Raw genomic sequence first — 15,000 nt, 5'->3', positions numbered from 1 at the left:
CATGGTGAAGCTCTACGGACAAACGCTTTCGCGCCGGCAGGTCGCCGAACGCTCCGGCATGCTGTCGCAATTCGCCGGGGTGCGGCTGATGACGCTTGGCGACGGCGTCGAGCGCGGCATCCGCATGCTCGAGTTTCGCACCGGCTCGGGCCTGCGCTTCACGGCGTTGGTCGACCGCGCGCTCGACATCGCCGATTGCGAGTACAAGGGCCAAGCGATCGGCTGGCATTCGCCGAGCGGGTTTCGCAACCCAGGCCTGCACGATTATGAAGGCGAGGACGGCTTTGCCTGGGGACGGTCCTTCTCCGGCCTGCTGGTCACCTGCGGCCTCGACCACATTCTCGGCCGCAACGAGGTGCCGGCCGAAAACTACAATTATCCCGGACGCAAGACCGTGACACATTCGCTGCATGGGCGCGTCGGCACCATTCCGGCGCGGCTCACCGGCTATGGCGAGGCCTGGGACGGCGACCGCTGCGTTTTGTGGGCCGAAGGCATCGTCCAGCAGGCGAGCGTGTTCGGCGAGGATCTGCACCTCATCCGCCGCATCGAGGCCGATGTCGGCGGCAACGAGATCCGGCTCTCGGACCGCGTCGTCAATCACGGCTTCCACCGCACGCCGCATATGTATTTCTACCATGTCAATGTCGGGCATCCGTTGCTCGACGCAGGCTCGCGCTATTTGGCGCCGATCCGCGACGTGGTCTGGGCCGCGCATGCCGGCGAGCGCTACGAAGCGCAGGAGGTCGGCTACCGCACCATGCCTGAGCCACAATTCGGCTTCAGCGAGCAGGTCTGGCAGCATGAGCTGGGCGCCGACGCCACGGGCGAGGTGCCGGTGGCTGTCGTCAACGACCGCCTCGGCCTCGGCTTCGAGGTCGTCACCCGCAAGGACCAGTTGCCTTGCTGTTATGAATGGCAGAATTTCCAGGCCGGGCAGTATGTGCTTGGCATCGAGCCGTCGACGCACCATGTGCTCGGCAATCTTGCCGCGCGCGAGCGTGGCGAGATGATCTGGCTGGAGCACGACGAGACCCGCGCCTATGACGCGGTGTTTCGCGTCCTCGACGGCAAGGAGGCGATTGCTGGTGCTGAACGCAGGATCGCTGCCATCGCCCGCCAGCCCGAGCAGGATTATCCTCAGCCCTCCAGCAAGTTTCCAAGACTGGCGGGCAGGACATGAGCGCGACAAATATCCATAGCAAGCCCTCCGGCCGGCGGACCGGATTTGATTGGAGGCCGATTTGACCATGGCGAAAAAGCGCGACTACAGCCTTGTCGGCGAAAGCACACGTACGGCGATCGAGACCGGACTTGCCTCGGCCGAGTGGTATCACACCGACGTGGCGCGCAAGACCATGAAGGAATTGATGCAGCGCTCCGACGGGCCGGCGATCCGCGACACCATCATCTGGATCGCCGCGATCCTGGGCTCGGCCGCCGGCATCGTCTGGTTCTGGGCCACCTGGTGGGTCGTGCCGTTCCTGTTCGTCTATGGCGTGCTCTATGGCTCTTCGAGCGACTCGCGCTGGCACGAATGCGGCCACGGCACTGCCTTCCGCACGCGCTGGATGAATGACGTCGTCTATCACATCGCCTCGTTCATGCTGATGCGCAATCCAGTGCAGTGGCGCTGGAGCCATGCGCGCCATCACACCGACACCATCATCGTCGGCCGTGACGCCGAGATCGCGGTGATGCGGCCGCCGGATCTCATCAAGGCGGCTTTGGCCTTCACCGGCATCCTCGATTTCCGCTATTCGCTGCCGACGCTGGTGCGCCAGGCCTTCGGCACATTGTCGGACGACGAGAAGAGCTACATCCCGGAGATGGAGCAGCACAAGGCGGTGACCGCTGCGCGCTGGCACATCGCGGTATATGTTGCGACGATCGCTGTCGCGATCGCGCTTAAATCATGGATACCGCTGGTGCTGATCGGCCTGCCGCGCCTCTACGGCACCTGGCACATGGTGACGACCGGTCTATTGCAGCATATCGGGTTGGCCGACAACGTCACCGACCATCGGCTCAACACCCGCACCGTCTATATGAACCCCATCAGCCGGTTCATCTACTGGAACATGAACTATCATGTGGAGCACCACATGTTTCCGATGGTGCCCTACCATGCGCTGCCGAAACTGCATGAACTGATCAAGCACGATCTGCCGGTGCCGAACCCGTCGATGTGGCACGCCTATCGCGAGGTCTGGCCGGTGCTGCTCAGGCAGCTGAAATACGAGGACTATTATCTCAAGCGCAAATTGCCGCCGACGGCAAAGCCCTATCGCGGCGAATTTCATGATCTCGACATAACGGCCGCGGCCGCCGAATAGGCGTGGCGCAGCACACCAAAGAAAGACGATGGCCGGAGAGGGACGATGGCGGAGTGGGTCGAAGCATGCGCGGTGGGCGATGTGGACGAGGAGGATGTGATCCGCTTCGACCATGGCGGCCGTACCTTCGCGATCTACCGCTCGCCGGATAATGATTTCTTCGCGACCGACGGGTTCTGCACGCATGAAAAGGCCCATCTGGCAGACGGGCTGGTGATGGACGACATCATCGAATGCCCCAAGCACAATGGCCGCTTCAACTACAAGACCGGCCAGGCCAAGGGCGCGCCGGTCTGCGTCGACCTGAAGACCTATCGGGTCAAGGTCGAGGCCGGTAAGGTGATGATCGATATCGGCTGAAAGCCGTCAGACAAAAACAGGATGTACCGATGAGCCGAAAGAGACCGACCGTTGCCGATCTGCGCGCCATGAAGGGCAAGCGGCAGCTCACCATGCTACGCGTGCTGACGCTGGAAGAAGCCGAGGCCGCCGAACGGGCAGGGGTAGACATCGTCTCGGTGCCGCCGGAACTGGTGCTCAATCCGCAATATCGCGATGCCGCGCCCAGCCTCTTCACCATGCCGGGCGACAATTTCTTCGAGATCGGCACCACCGACGATTTCGTGCGCTGGTCGTTCCGGCTCTACAAGGCCGGCGCCGACGCCGTCTATTGCAGCGCCGGCTACGCCACGATCAAGCGGATGGCCGACGATGCCATCCCCGTCATCGGCCATGTCGGGCTGATCCCGTCGCGCGCCACCTGGACCGGCGGCTTCAAGGCGGTCGGCAAGACCGCCGATACGGCCATGCAGGTGTTCGAGGCGGTGAAGCAGCTGGAGGCCGCCGGCGCCATCGGCGCCGAGATCGAAGTGGTGCCGGTGGAGGTGGCGAAAGCGATCTCCGAGCGCACTTCGCTGATCATGCTGTCGATGGGCGCGGGCACGGGCTGCGATGCGCAATATCTGTTCGCCGAGGATATTCTCGGCACCAATCGCGGTCACATGCCGCGCCACTCGAAAGTCTACCGCAACTTCGCCGCCGAATACGACCGGCTGCAGGCGGAACGTATCGCGGCGTTTTCGGAATATGTCGCCGACGTCGACAGCGGCGCCTATCCGGAAGACCGGCATATCGTGCACATGGATCCGGACGAGCTCACCTTCTTCATGAAGAAGGTGGACGCAAAGTCCTGATCCGCCGCGCGAGCTTCAGCCCGCAGCTGGTAAACCTCGCCAGATTCCGCTGGCGAGGACGGCATAGAGCGCCTCGGAATCAATGCCGAGCGGCCTGTCTTCCTTGAGCGTGGCCACATGCGAACGTATGGCCGCGTGGATTGCGCCCGTGGCCGGCGCGAGCGTTATGCCCTCGCGCAAATCGACGGCCTGCGCCGCCGCCATCAGCTCGAAGGTAATCAACCGCCGCCACAGCACGGTCATCTCGGCGCATTTGGCGACAGCGAGCGGCGTCTGCGTCGCGTGATCCTCGACGCCTTCGGACACCGGCAGGAAATCGAGCATTACCGGATTGGCCTTATGACGGATCGCGGCCAGGATAGCCGTCACCGTTTTCTGCAGCGGGACGAAGCCCGCCGAGGCGCCGCCGATCGGCGAGAGGTATTTCGGCAGGCCGTGGCGGGTTGAGCCGGTGAGCTGGATGAAGCGCGCGGCTGACGCCGCCGCGCATTGCGCGATCGCCAGGCCAAGCGTCTCGAAGGCGAGCGCCAGCGACGCGGTGTGGAAGTTGCCGGTCGACATGACCAGCGCATCCTCGGCAAGCACCAGCGGATTGTCGGCGGCGGCGTTGAGCTCGATCTCGACCGCCAGCCGCGCATGGTCGATCGCCTGGATCAGCGCGCCATGGATCGAGGGCATGCAGCGGATCGACAGCGGATCCTGGATCGTGGTCGGCGCCGGCGCTTCATCGCGCGCCAGCAGGTCGCGCAGCGCCTTTGCCGCAAGCTGCTGGCAGGCGCCAGGACGTGCCTGGTGCTGGCGCGGATCGAGGATGGTGCGGTTGGCGCCAATACCTTCCATCGTCAGCGCGCCGGCCTGCTGTTGCTGTTCGAGCGCCGACAGCGCATCGGTCAGCGCCAGCGCCCCGGTGCCGGCGGAAACCGCCGAAGCGTTGATCAGGGAGAGGCCGTCCTTCGGCGAGAACGTGACGGGCGCAAGCCGCGCCATCATCAGCGCCTTGGCGGCAGGCATGCGGCGGCCCTGGTATTCCGCTTCGCCTTCGCCGATCAGCACCCTGGCGATCGCCGTCATCAGCAGGAGGTCGCCGGCGCCGATCGAGCCAAGCGACGGCATCACCGGATGCACGCCGGCATTGAGCGCCTCGACCAGCGCCGTGAATACACGCGGCGACAGGCCAGAGCCGCCGGAAGCCAGCATTGCAATGCGGGCGAACATCGCCGCCCGCACCGCCGGCACCGGCAGGGCCTCGCCGACTGCGGCGCTGCGGCCTTCGATCAACTGGCGCTGGAAGGCGCTCGCGTCGCCTTCGACCGCGGTGACGAGGTTGGCGCCGAGGCCTCTGTTCAACCCGTAGATCTGCTGGCCACCGGCCGCGGCGGCATCGAGGACCTGGCGTGCCTTGGCGAGCTTTTCGAGGACGGCAGGCGTGACCTCGACCTTGCAGGCATTGCGCGCGGCGGCAACCACATCCTCGATGCTGACGCCGGCGCCGGTGAGAACGAGCGGGCTCATGCGAAGCGCAGCCGCTGGCCGATGCCTTTTTCGCCGGCCTTGGCGAGCATGGCCTTGCCGAGCGCAATGTCGGAGAGCGAGAGGCCGCGATGCCAGAACAGGATCGTCTCGCCATCGCTTTGCCGACCTGGCTTCAGGCCGGCCGCGATCTGGCCCAGTTCGGCGTGGAGCGTCGCCTCGCTCAGCCGTCCCGTCTCGACATGGGCGCGCAGCGAGCCGAACTTGCCGCCCTTGCACTGCCCCCAGTCGTCGACGACGATCTTTTGCATGATGTCGGTGAGCGACAGTTCGACGGCGCTCATCGTGCCGTAGGGCACGACCAGCGCGCCCCGCTTGATCCATTCGGTCTTGAGCAGCGGCTGCGGCTCCGGCAGCCGCGAGGCCTCGACCACGATATCCGCGCCTTCGACGCAGCTTTTCCAGTCAGCCACGGCCAGGACCGGCTTGCCGAGGTCGGCGGCCAGCTTCGCGGCGAAGGCGTCGCGGCTTTCCGGCCGGCGCGAATGGACGCGGATCTCGTCGAAGTCGAAGAGATGATCGAGCAGGCGCACATTCCAATAGGCGGTGCCGCGCGCGCCGATATGGCCGAGCACCTTGGACGACTTCTTCGCCAGGTGCCTGGCGCCGATGGCGGTGACGGCGCCGGTGCGCATGTCGGTGATGACGGTGGCGTCGAGGATGGCGCGTGGCGCGCCGGTGCGCGGATCGAAAAGGTTGAGAATGCCGAATTCCGACGGCAGGCCGTGCTTGTAGTTGTCGACATAGTCGCCGACGATCTTCACGCCGGCGGCGTCGAGCGGCGCCACATAGCCGCGCAGCACGTTGAAGTGACCGTGGAAGGACGGGTCGGGCTCGAGATGGACGCGCGGCTCGATCACAGTCCGGCCGTTGCCCTGCGCGACGAGCCCGGCTTCCACGGCGCCGATGATCTCGGCGTCGGTCATGGCAAGCGCTTCGATGTCGAGAGCATTGAGGTAGTCGATATAGATGGGCTTCATGCGTTTTCCTCGGCCACCCCGGGCTCATCCATAACAGGCGAAACGGCGACACGGAAGTTTGTTGGATAAGCTCTGGACTGGACCATGCTTATGCTGTTCAACCAGCGCGTCATGACCAGCATCCCCGACAACGAAGGCGTGTCCCGGCCGATGGATTCCGCAAGGCAGTCGCGGCGCGTCGCGCTGATCGTGGCGGTCGCCTTCTTCATGCAACTGCTGGATTCGACGATTATCTCGACCTCGCTGCCGCAGATGGGGCAGTCCTTCGGCGTGCCGGCGGTGGCGATGAGCATCGGTATCACTGCCTATATGCTGACCATGGCGGTGTTCGTGCCGCTGTCGGCGTGGCTTGCCGACCGGTTCGGCGCGCGCAACATCTTCCTCGTGGCGATCGCGCTGTTCACGCTGGCCTCGATCGCCTGCGGCTTTTCGCGGAGCCTGACGGAGTTCGTCGCGGCCCGCATCGTGCAGGGCCTTGGCAGCGCGCTGATGACGCCCGTGGGTCGTATCCTGGTGCTGCGCAACGCCGAAAAGTCGGAGTTGCTCAACGCCACGGCGCTGATCACCTGGCCCGCCCTGTTCGCGCCGGTGGTCGGTCCGGTGCTCGGCGGCTTCATCACCACCTATCTCTCCTGGCATTGGAACTTCTTCATCAACGCGCCGCTGGGGTTGGCCGGACTTGCGCTGGTCGCCCGGTTCGTGCCGGGCGATCGCGTATCCGAGGCGAAGCCATTCGATTGGCCGGGCTTTTTCCTCACCTCGCTCGGCCTTGCGGTGATGCTTTACGGGCTTGAACGCCTGGCGCATCCCGAGGACGGCTTGCTGCCGACGATAGGCTCCATCGGCATTGGCATAGTGATCGGCTGGTTCGCCGTTCGCCACCTCTTGCAGGCCCGGCATCCGCTGCTCGACCTTTCGGCCTTCAAGATACTGACCTTCGCGATCTCGACGCTTGCCGCGGGTACGGTCTTCCGTGTCGCGATCAACGCCACGCCTTTCCTGCTGCCGCTGCTGTTCCAGATCGGCTTCGGGTTGCGTCCAGTCGATGCCGGCCTGTTGGTGCTGGCCTATTTCCTCGGCAATCTCGGCATGAAGACCGTGACCACACCGACGCTGAGGCGCTTCGGCTTCCGCACCGTGATGGTGGTGAACGGAGCGATCGCATCGCTGGCGATCATGGCTTGCGGCGCGATCTCGCCGCAGACGCCGCTGGCGCTGACCGTCGCGCTGATGCTGGTTGCTGGTCTCACGCGCTCGATGCAATTCACCGCTTTGAACACGCTTGCCTTCGCCGATATCGGCGCGCCGCAGCGAAGTTCAGCCGCGACGCTCTCCAGCATGCTGCAGCAGATAGCGATGCTGTTCGGCGTGGCGATCGCGGCGGCGATCCTCAATCTGTCGCAGATCGTCAGGGGCGAAGCCGTGCCCGACCTAGCCGACTTCAGAATCACCTTTGTTTCGATCGGCCTGCTCGGTCTCGCCGCGGCGATGCGCTTCCTGGTCCTGCCGGCCAATGCCGGGGCTGAGGTTTCTGGCCATTCGACGAACAATTGAGGTCGCGCCGGTCGCATTTTTCGGACTTAAATTGCGTCGGCTCCGCCGCCGTCGAACGGGCTCTTCCGCCGACCGGGCGATCGGGGCAACGGATAGCCAAAAGCGCAGGAGTTTCCGGCTATTGCGCCAGTTTCGGCAATCGATGCGTCCACTTGGAAAATAGTTGCAGAGGCACGGGTCTTGAACGCGGATTCATTTGACGAGCCACTGTTGAGCCGATTAGCTTTCGGGCGGGATGGGAGCCGACACGGCCTTGCCATCGGGGCGAAAGACATAGGCGATGAATGCGATCGGCTGGCCGAACTGGAGGCGCCTTAATCAAGAAGGCATCGTCTTTGCCATCGCCATCCTGCTGTTCGCCGCCGCTGCGCTGGGCCTGCCGGGATTCCTGACAGCCGACAATCTGGTGGCCATCGTTCGCTCGGTCTCTGTGCTTGGCATTCTGGCACTCGGCATGGCGGTCGTCATCATCGGCCGCGGCATCGACCTGTCGGCGGTGGCGATCATGGCGATGTCGGTCGCCTGGTACCTGCAATTGCTCAACACCGGCACCTCGGAGGGGCTCGCCTTCGTCTATGTGCTGGCGGGCGTGCTCGCCATCGGCCTGCTCAACGGCTTTCTCGTCGCCTATGCCGACGTCCCGGCTATATTCGTCACTTTGGCCACCGGCTCCTTCGTGTTTGGCTATGTGCGCTCGCAACTGATCACCCAGGATGCCGTGCCGGTGCCTGGGGGGCACTGGGTCGAGCTGCTCGGCGGCATCCGCTTCCTCGATATTCCGGTCGAGGTGTTCGTCTTCGCCGGGCTGGCCTTCCTGGTCTTCCTGTTCCTGCGCTACACCAAATGGGGCCGCTTCATCTATTTCGCAGGCGACAATCCGGTCGCCGCCCGCAACATCGGCGTCCCGGTGCGGCCCATGCTGGTGCTGCGCTATGTGCTGTCGGCTTTCGTGGCCCTGATCGCCGGCCTGCTGACGGCGGCCAGCCTGCATTCGATCAACACCCGCATCGTCAATTCGACGCTGCTCTACGACATTGTCCTGGTGGCGGTGATCGGCGGCATCGGGCTGTCCGGCGGCAGGGGCGGGGTGCGCAACGTGCTGGTGGGAGCGGCGCTGATCGGCATCCTGCTCAACGCCATGACCATCATCGACATTCCGCTGCTCTACCAGAACCTGATCAAGGCGGCGATCCTGTTAGGGGCCATCATCGTCGACGGCATCATCAATCCGCGCGACGAACAGACGGCGCAACAAGGCGACATTTAGAGCAGATGGGCTAGCACCATCTTGCTCTCGGGGTACCCGGAGCGATCGCGACGATCGGCCGGCAATGAAAACCGAACCAGAGGATGTGACATGAAACTACTCAGAACATTGATGGCCGCCGCCACGGCGCTAGCCGTTACCGCCTTCGTGGCGCCGAGCTTCGCCGCCGACGACCCGGGTCCGGCCGCCTATGCCAAGTCGCTCAACGGCAAGCGTGTCATGCTGGTGCCGCTGGCGATGGGCTTCGACCTGGCGCAGGGCTGGGCGCACTATCTGAAGAAGGAAGTCGAGGCCTGGGGCGGCACCTTCGAGACCCGTGACCCGAACTGGGTCGTGGATGCCGGCGCGCAGGCGATCACCGACGCCATCGCTTCGGACACGCGGCCTGACGTGCTCATCATCCATGCGCCCGACCTCAACTCCTATTCGAAGCTGATGAAGAAGGCGCAGGCCGCCGGCACCTATGTGCTGCTGGTCGACAATCCGGCCAACTTCCCGGCCGACGCCTTCGTCGGCAGCGACTGGGACAAGCTCGGCCAGCTCGAAGCCGAAGCGGCGATCAAGGGCTGCGGCGAGAATTCCTCCAAGAAGATCGGGCTGGTGCAGGGCGACCAGGCGAACTCCTCCAGCCTCTACCAGTATGCCGGCATCATGAAGGTGCTGGAGAAGCATCCCGACTTCCAGGTGGTGGCAAAGCCCGACTCGAACTGGGACGCGACCACCTCGCGCAACGTGACGACGACGATGCTGCAGCAGCACCCTGACATCTGCTCGATCATCGACTTCTGGGATGGCGACGCCACCGGCGCCTCGGCCGCGATCCGCGACGCCAAGCTCGACGGCAAGGTGTTCCTGGTCACCACCGGCGGCGGCGAGAAGGCAGCCGATTGCGACAAACTCGTGGACGGCACCTACGGCGCCGTGGTGATGACCGATCTTGCCCGCCAGTCGGGCGACATGAACGCCATCATCAAGTTCCTGCTGCAGAGCGGGCAGCCGGCGGGCACCTCGCACACCTATATCTACACGCTGGAGAAAGCGACGACCAAGGCCGACCTCAAGCCCGACAGCTGCTGGGACCTGAAGGCGCTGCAGGCCGAAGCGGCGGCGAAATAAGCCACGCCGCCAGAACGCATCCACGAGGTGGCCGGATCGGTCCGGCCACCTCTTTCCCATTGATGACAGCAGCAGCCGATGAATTTTCGTGAACGCCTCCAGGCCTGGCGCTACAATCTCGTGCCCGACCATCTGGTCGGCGAGATCCTGACCAAACGCTGGACCGACAACGCCATACCTTTCCTGGCGCTGGTGGCGACGCTCGGCGTGTTCGGCTCGATCATTCCGGGCTTCTTCAAGCTCACCTCGCTGCAGGAATCGACCCGCCAGCTGGGCGAGTTCTCGCTTGTGGTCATCGGCATGACCGTGGTGATGCTGGGCGGAGGCATCGATCTTGCGGTCGGCTCGATCTTCGCGCTGTCCTGTTTCTCCGCCGTCTACGTCTTCTTCATTCTCGAACAGTCGATCTGGCTGGCCCTGGCCGCGGCACTTTGCACGGGGCTCGTCTTCGGCGCCATCAATGGCTACCTGGTCGGCTATCTCAGGCTGCGCGCCTTCCTCACCACGCTGGTCACCTTCATTTTCGGGCGGGCGCTGTTCGACATCCTCGTCACCACCTATGCCGCCGACGTGCAGCTTTCCCAGGCGAGCTCCGATGTGCTCGACTTCATCGGCGACGGCACGTTCTGGGGTCTGTCGGTCTCGGTCTGGCTGGCAATCGTCCTCGCCATCGTCACGCATATCGCGCTGACGCGATCGCGCCCCGGCTGGCATGTGCTGGCGGTGGGCGGTTCCCGGCGCTCGGCGCATAATGCCGGCATCCGCGTGCGCCGCACCGTGTTCATGACCTATGTTTTCTCCGGCTTCTGCGCCTCGATCGGCGGCTTCCTCATCGCCTGCCGGTTGAGTGGGGCGGGGCCGGGCACCGGCCTCAATCTCGAGATCATGGCGCTGACGGCAGCGGTGGTCGGCGGCGTCAGCCTGGGCGGCGGACGCGGCTCTGTGGTCAAGGGCCTGATGGGCGCCATCATCGTGCTTACCATGACCAACGGTCTGATCCGGCTGGGTTACGGCACCGGCACCAACCAGATGGTGCTCGGCATCCTGCTCGCGGTCGCCGTCACCATCGACATCCGCTGGCTGAAGAACCGCCACAAGGTGCTGAACGAGGTCTATGTCGCGCCGGTCTACCTCAAGATGGGTGAGACGCAGTCCGCGTCGCCCGGCTCGGGCACGCCTTACGAGCTCGACAATCGGCTGTCGGCGGCCGACCATATCGGGCTTGGCGAACTCGAAGGACCCGAAGACGTCATCGTCGACCGCGACGACCATCTCTACTGCGGCACGCGCCATGGCGAGATCGTCCGCTTCTTCGCGCCTGACTATGTGAAGTCGGAAGTGTTTGCCCATATCGGCGGCTTCCCGCTGGGCCTGGCCTTCGACAAGGAAGGCAATCTGATCAGCTGCGTCGGCGCCATGGGGCTCTATTCGGTCTCGCCGGAGCGGGACGTGCAGCGCCTGTCGGCCGAGACGACGCGCTCCTGGGCCTCGATCGTCGACGATGCGCGGCTGCGCGATCCCAACGATTGCGATATCGCGCCGGACGGCCGTATCTATTTCACCGATTCCACCAAGCGCTATGACGCCCACGATTGGGCCTTGGACTCGATCGAGAACCGCGCCACGGGCCGCCTTCTGGTCTACGACCCGAAGGACGGTTCGACCAAGACGCTGCTCGACGGCTATCGCTACACCAACGGCGTGTGCATGGCGCATGACGGCAAGTCGCTGTTCTTCGCCGAAAGCTGGGCCTGCCGCGTACACCGCTACTGGCTGGAAGGGCCTAAGGCCGGTACCGCCGAATGCGTCATCCGCGACATGCCGGGCTACCCCGACAACATCAACCGGGCTTCCGACGGCAATTACTGGATGGCCTGGCTCGGCATGCGCACACCGAGCTTCGACCTGTCGCTGCGCCACCCTGATATGCGCAAGCGCATGACGCGCCGCCTGCCGCAGGACGAATGGCTGTTCCCCAACATCAACACCGGCGGGGTGGTGAAGTTCAACGAGAAGGGCGGCATCGTCGAGACGCTCGGCGATCTTTCCGGCAACGCGCATCCGATGGTGACGTCGATGCGCGAGCACAAGGGTTATCTGTTCGTCGGCGGCATCCTCAACAACCGCATCGGGCGCTACAAGATCACCGGCGCGGATCCGAACTGGACAAGCCCCGCTTCCTATTGGGGAGGCAAGCCATGATCCTCGATCCGATCCTGGATGTCTTCCGTGGCAAGGCGGTCACCATACCGCCGCTCGACGGCGCCTTCCGTCCGAACACGCGGCTGGACGACGCGCCGGCCTTCGCCGCGCTGACTGAACCGGACAACCTGCTGGTCGCCGACGAGCGGCTGCTCGCATCCAGCGGCAACGCTGTCCTGACGGTTGCGGCCGATTCTGAGTCCGTCGTGGTCGAGACCTTTCAATCCCCCGTCACCGCGCTGGCGCTGTCACCAGCGGGCGAACTGACGGTCGGGCTGGAGAGCGGCAAGCTGCTCATCGCCGGCAAGGAGGTTTCGCTGCCGGCTGAAATCCGTTGCATCACCGCGCTTGCCTATGCCGATGACGGTACGCTTTGGCTGGCCAATGGTTCGGCACAGTATCTGCCGTCGCAATGGGCGGCCGACCTGATGAAGAAGGGCGCGTCCGGCTCGCTGTGGCGGTGCGGGCCAGGGGATGTCGGTTTCCAGAAGACCGCTGGCGGCATTGCCTTTCCTTATGGGCTTCACCCACTCGGCAGCGATGTGCTGGTGAGCGAAAGCTGGCGCCATCAGCTTGTGCGCTTTGACGGCTTGAGCGGGAGCCGGTCGACAGTGCTGACGCATCTGCCCGGCTATCCCGCGCGGCTCTCGCCGGCCGGCGACGGTGGCGCCTGGCTGACGCTGTTTGCGCCGCGCAACCGGCTGATCGAATTCGTGCTGCAGGAAACGCATTATCGCCAGGACATGATCGACCAGGTGCCGCCGGCCTACTGGATCGCGCCGGCGCTGGCCTCCAACCGCAGTTTTCTCGAGCCGCTGCAATGCGGAGGCATCCGCACCATGGGCATCCACAAGCCGTGGTCGCCCAGCCGCTCCTATGGGCTCGTAGTCAGGCTCGACCGGACCCTGCAGCCGCAATTCAGCCTGCACAGCCGCGCCGACGGCACGCGCCACGGCATCTGCAGCGTCGCGGAACAGGGCGGCCGCCTGTTCATCGCCTCGAAAGGCGGCGATTGCGTGCTTGCCGTCGACCTCGCTTCGGGAGGCTTCTGATGGAACCGATCGTCCGTCTCGAAAACGTCACCAAGACTTATCGCGGCGTGCCAGCGGTGAAGAATGTCAGCTTCGATCTGAGGAAAGGCGAGATCCACGCGCTGCTCGGCGAAAACGGCGCCGGCAAGTCGACGCTGACCAAAATCATCGCCGGCGTCGTCGACGCCACTTCGGGCAAGATGTTCCACAAGGGGCAAGAGATCGCTTACGCCTCGCCGCATGCCGCGCTGGAAGCCGGCATTGCCATGGTGTTCCAGGAGACCAGCCTGGTGCCGTCGATGACGGTGGCGCAGAACCTTTATCTCGGCACCGAGAAATTCCTCAACCGGCTGCGCGGCACCTACATCTCGGCGCAGCAATTCCTGCAGTCGCTGAATTTTCAGGTCGATCCGAACGCGATGGTGGCGACGCTTGGCGCGGCCAAGCGGCAGATGGTCGAGATCGCGCGCGCCGTCCACCACAATGCCGAGATCATCATCTTCGACGAGCCGACGGCGACGCTGACGCCTGAGGAGAAGCGCCATTTCTTCGCGCTGATCCGCCGGCTGAAGGCGCGCGGCGTGTCGATCGTCTTCATCAGCCATGCGCTGGAAGAGGCGCTGATGATCGCCGACCGCATCACCATCCTGCGCGACGGCGAACTGGTGATCACCGACGAGGCATCGGCCTTCGACCGCGACAGAATTGTCGCCGCCATGGTCGGGCGCTCGCTGTCGGGGCAGATCTACCGCCAGCGCGACGACACGAAATTGCGCAAGGCAGGCAAGAAGGTGCTGTCCGTGCAGGACATCTCGATGAGCAACATCGTGCGCAACAATTCCTTCTCGATCTTCGAGGGCCAGATCACCGGCGTGTTCGGGCTGATCGGCTCCGGCCGCACCGAGACCTTCAAGATCGTGTCGGGCATTTACAAGCGCGATTTTCGGCGCGGTGGCGCGATCGAGCTCGACGACAAGCCGGTGCGCTACCTCGTCCCGAGCGAGGCGGTGGCCGACGGCATCGTCTACGTCACCGAGGACCGCAAGAGCGAAGGCATCTTCGAGACGATGGGCATCGCCGAGAACCTGTTCGGCGGGCTGCTCGCAGCGGGCCGCGAAAAGGCCTGGGTGATCAACCAGCAGGAGATGCGGCAGCTTTCCGCCGAATGGACCAAGACGCTGAACATCAAGGCGATCAACGACAATGCTCGCGTCGTCGAGCTCTCCGGCGGCAACCAGCAGAAGGTGGTGATCGGCAAGGGACTGGTGCAGCAGCCGCGCATCGTCATCTTCGACGAGCCGACCCGTGGCGTCGATGTCGGCGCCATCGCCGAGATCCACCAGATCATCAACCGGCTGGCCGACGAAGGCTTGGCCGTCGTCGTCATCTCGTCCTACCTGCCGGAGATCATGAACCTTTCCGACCGCATCTTGGTCTGCCGGCAGGGCCGTATCGTCGAGGAGTTCTCGCCGGCGGAGGCGACGGAGGAGAAGATTATGTATGCGGCGGTGCACTAGGGTGGCAGGGGAATGGCCGACGATCGCACACCACGGGAGATTAGCCGAGGCGTCCGTCATTTCGTCATCCACGGGCGGAGCAAGGAGCGAAGCGACGCGCGCAGACCCGAGGATCCATGCCGCGATTCTCGAGTGCTGCGACGGTCCAGAACTCTGCTCCGCTGCACCCTTCGTGCGAGGTCATGGCATGGATTCTAGGGTCTGCGCGCGTCGCTTCGCTCCTTGCTCCGCCCTAGAATGACGACGCTGAGGTGCTTCGGCCAATCTCCGCAGT

General features: G+C 64.4%; 12 protein-coding genes. 10 read left to right on the top strand and 2 right to left on the bottom strand.

Going from position 1 to position 15,000, the window contains the following annotated elements:
* The first annotated feature begins 1 nt into the window (after nucleotide 1).
* From FJW07_RS08640 to FJW07_RS08625, 4 genes are all read left to right on the top strand, one after another.
* On the top strand, nucleotides 2-1,183 hold the full coding sequence (locus FJW07_RS08640; protein WP_140855790.1) for an aldose 1-epimerase family protein: 1,182 nt from the start codon (nucleotides 2-4) through the stop codon (nucleotides 1,181-1,183).
* 67 nt (nucleotides 1,184-1,250) lie between these two features.
* Nucleotides 1,251-2,336, top strand: coding sequence for a fatty acid desaturase family protein (locus FJW07_RS08635; protein WP_140856214.1), 1,086 nt, complete (start codon nucleotides 1,251-1,253; stop codon nucleotides 2,334-2,336).
* A 45-nt stretch (nucleotides 2,337-2,381) separates the two neighbouring features.
* Nucleotides 2,382-2,696: a MocE family 2Fe-2S type ferredoxin gene (locus FJW07_RS08630; RefSeq protein WP_140855788.1), complete on the top strand. Its 315-nt coding sequence runs from the start codon at nucleotides 2,382-2,384 to the stop codon at nucleotides 2,694-2,696.
* 29 nt (nucleotides 2,697-2,725) lie between these two features.
* Entirely contained in the window at nucleotides 2,726-3,529 is an 804-nt protein-coding gene (locus FJW07_RS08625; RefSeq protein WP_140855786.1) for a 3-methyl-2-oxobutanoate hydroxymethyltransferase, read from the top strand.
* 15 nt (nucleotides 3,530-3,544) lie between these two features.
* On the opposite strand, the gene hutH is transcribed toward FJW07_RS08625, so the two are convergent.
* Nucleotides 3,545-5,041 (bottom strand): histidine ammonia-lyase, encoded by a 1,497-nt coding sequence (gene hutH, locus FJW07_RS08620; RefSeq protein ID WP_140855784.1) that lies wholly within the window; start codon nucleotides 5,039-5,041, stop codon nucleotides 3,545-3,547.
* Complete coding sequence (locus tag FJW07_RS08615; protein WP_140855782.1) at nucleotides 5,038-6,039, bottom strand: ornithine cyclodeaminase family protein; 1,002 nt, start codon at nucleotides 6,037-6,039, stop codon at nucleotides 5,038-5,040. The genes hutH and FJW07_RS08615 overlap by 4 nt, the downstream gene beginning before the upstream one ends.
* 111 nt (nucleotides 6,040-6,150) lie before the next feature.
* Here FJW07_RS08615 and FJW07_RS08610 point away from each other — a divergent pair, with 111 nt between their 5' ends.
* The 6 genes from FJW07_RS08610 (at nucleotide 6,151) to FJW07_RS08585 (ending at nucleotide 14,726) form a co-directional block, all read left to right on the top strand.
* Nucleotides 6,151-7,593, top strand: a complete 1,443-nt coding sequence (locus tag FJW07_RS08610) for an MFS transporter (protein ID WP_140856212.1) — start codon at nucleotides 6,151-6,153, stop codon at nucleotides 7,591-7,593.
* A 280-nt stretch (nucleotides 7,594-7,873) separates the two neighbouring features.
* Complete coding sequence (locus FJW07_RS08605) at nucleotides 7,874-8,860, top strand: ABC transporter permease (RefSeq protein WP_140656841.1); 987 nt, start codon at nucleotides 7,874-7,876, stop codon at nucleotides 8,858-8,860.
* A gap of 90 nt (nucleotides 8,861-8,950) precedes the next feature.
* Complete coding sequence (locus FJW07_RS08600) at nucleotides 8,951-9,976, top strand: sugar ABC transporter substrate-binding protein (protein WP_140656843.1); 1,026 nt, start codon at nucleotides 8,951-8,953, stop codon at nucleotides 9,974-9,976.
* Between the two features lie 78 nt (nucleotides 9,977-10,054).
* Complete coding sequence (locus FJW07_RS08595; protein WP_140855780.1) at nucleotides 10,055-12,178, top strand: SMP-30/gluconolactonase/LRE family protein; 2,124 nt, start codon at nucleotides 10,055-10,057, stop codon at nucleotides 12,176-12,178.
* Nucleotides 12,175-13,230: a hypothetical protein gene (locus tag FJW07_RS08590; RefSeq protein ID WP_140855778.1), complete on the top strand. Its 1,056-nt coding sequence runs from the start codon at nucleotides 12,175-12,177 to the stop codon at nucleotides 13,228-13,230. The genes FJW07_RS08595 and FJW07_RS08590 overlap by 4 nt, the downstream gene beginning before the upstream one ends.
* Nucleotides 13,230-14,726 carry a sugar ABC transporter ATP-binding protein gene (locus FJW07_RS08585; protein ID WP_140706532.1) on the top strand — a complete coding sequence of 499 codons (1,497 nt, stop codon included), beginning with the start codon at nucleotides 13,230-13,232 and terminating at the stop codon, nucleotides 14,724-14,726. Before FJW07_RS08590 ends, FJW07_RS08585 begins: the two co-directional genes overlap by 1 nt.
* Nucleotides 14,727-15,000 lie beyond the last annotated feature (274 nt).

The sequence above is a fragment of the Mesorhizobium sp. B3-1-9 genome, assembly GCF_006439595.1.
Taxonomy (GTDB): domain Bacteria; phylum Pseudomonadota; class Alphaproteobacteria; order Rhizobiales; family Rhizobiaceae; genus Mesorhizobium.
Note: the sequence above shows the minus strand (reverse complement) of the source record. Positions and strands in the feature narration are given on the sequence as shown.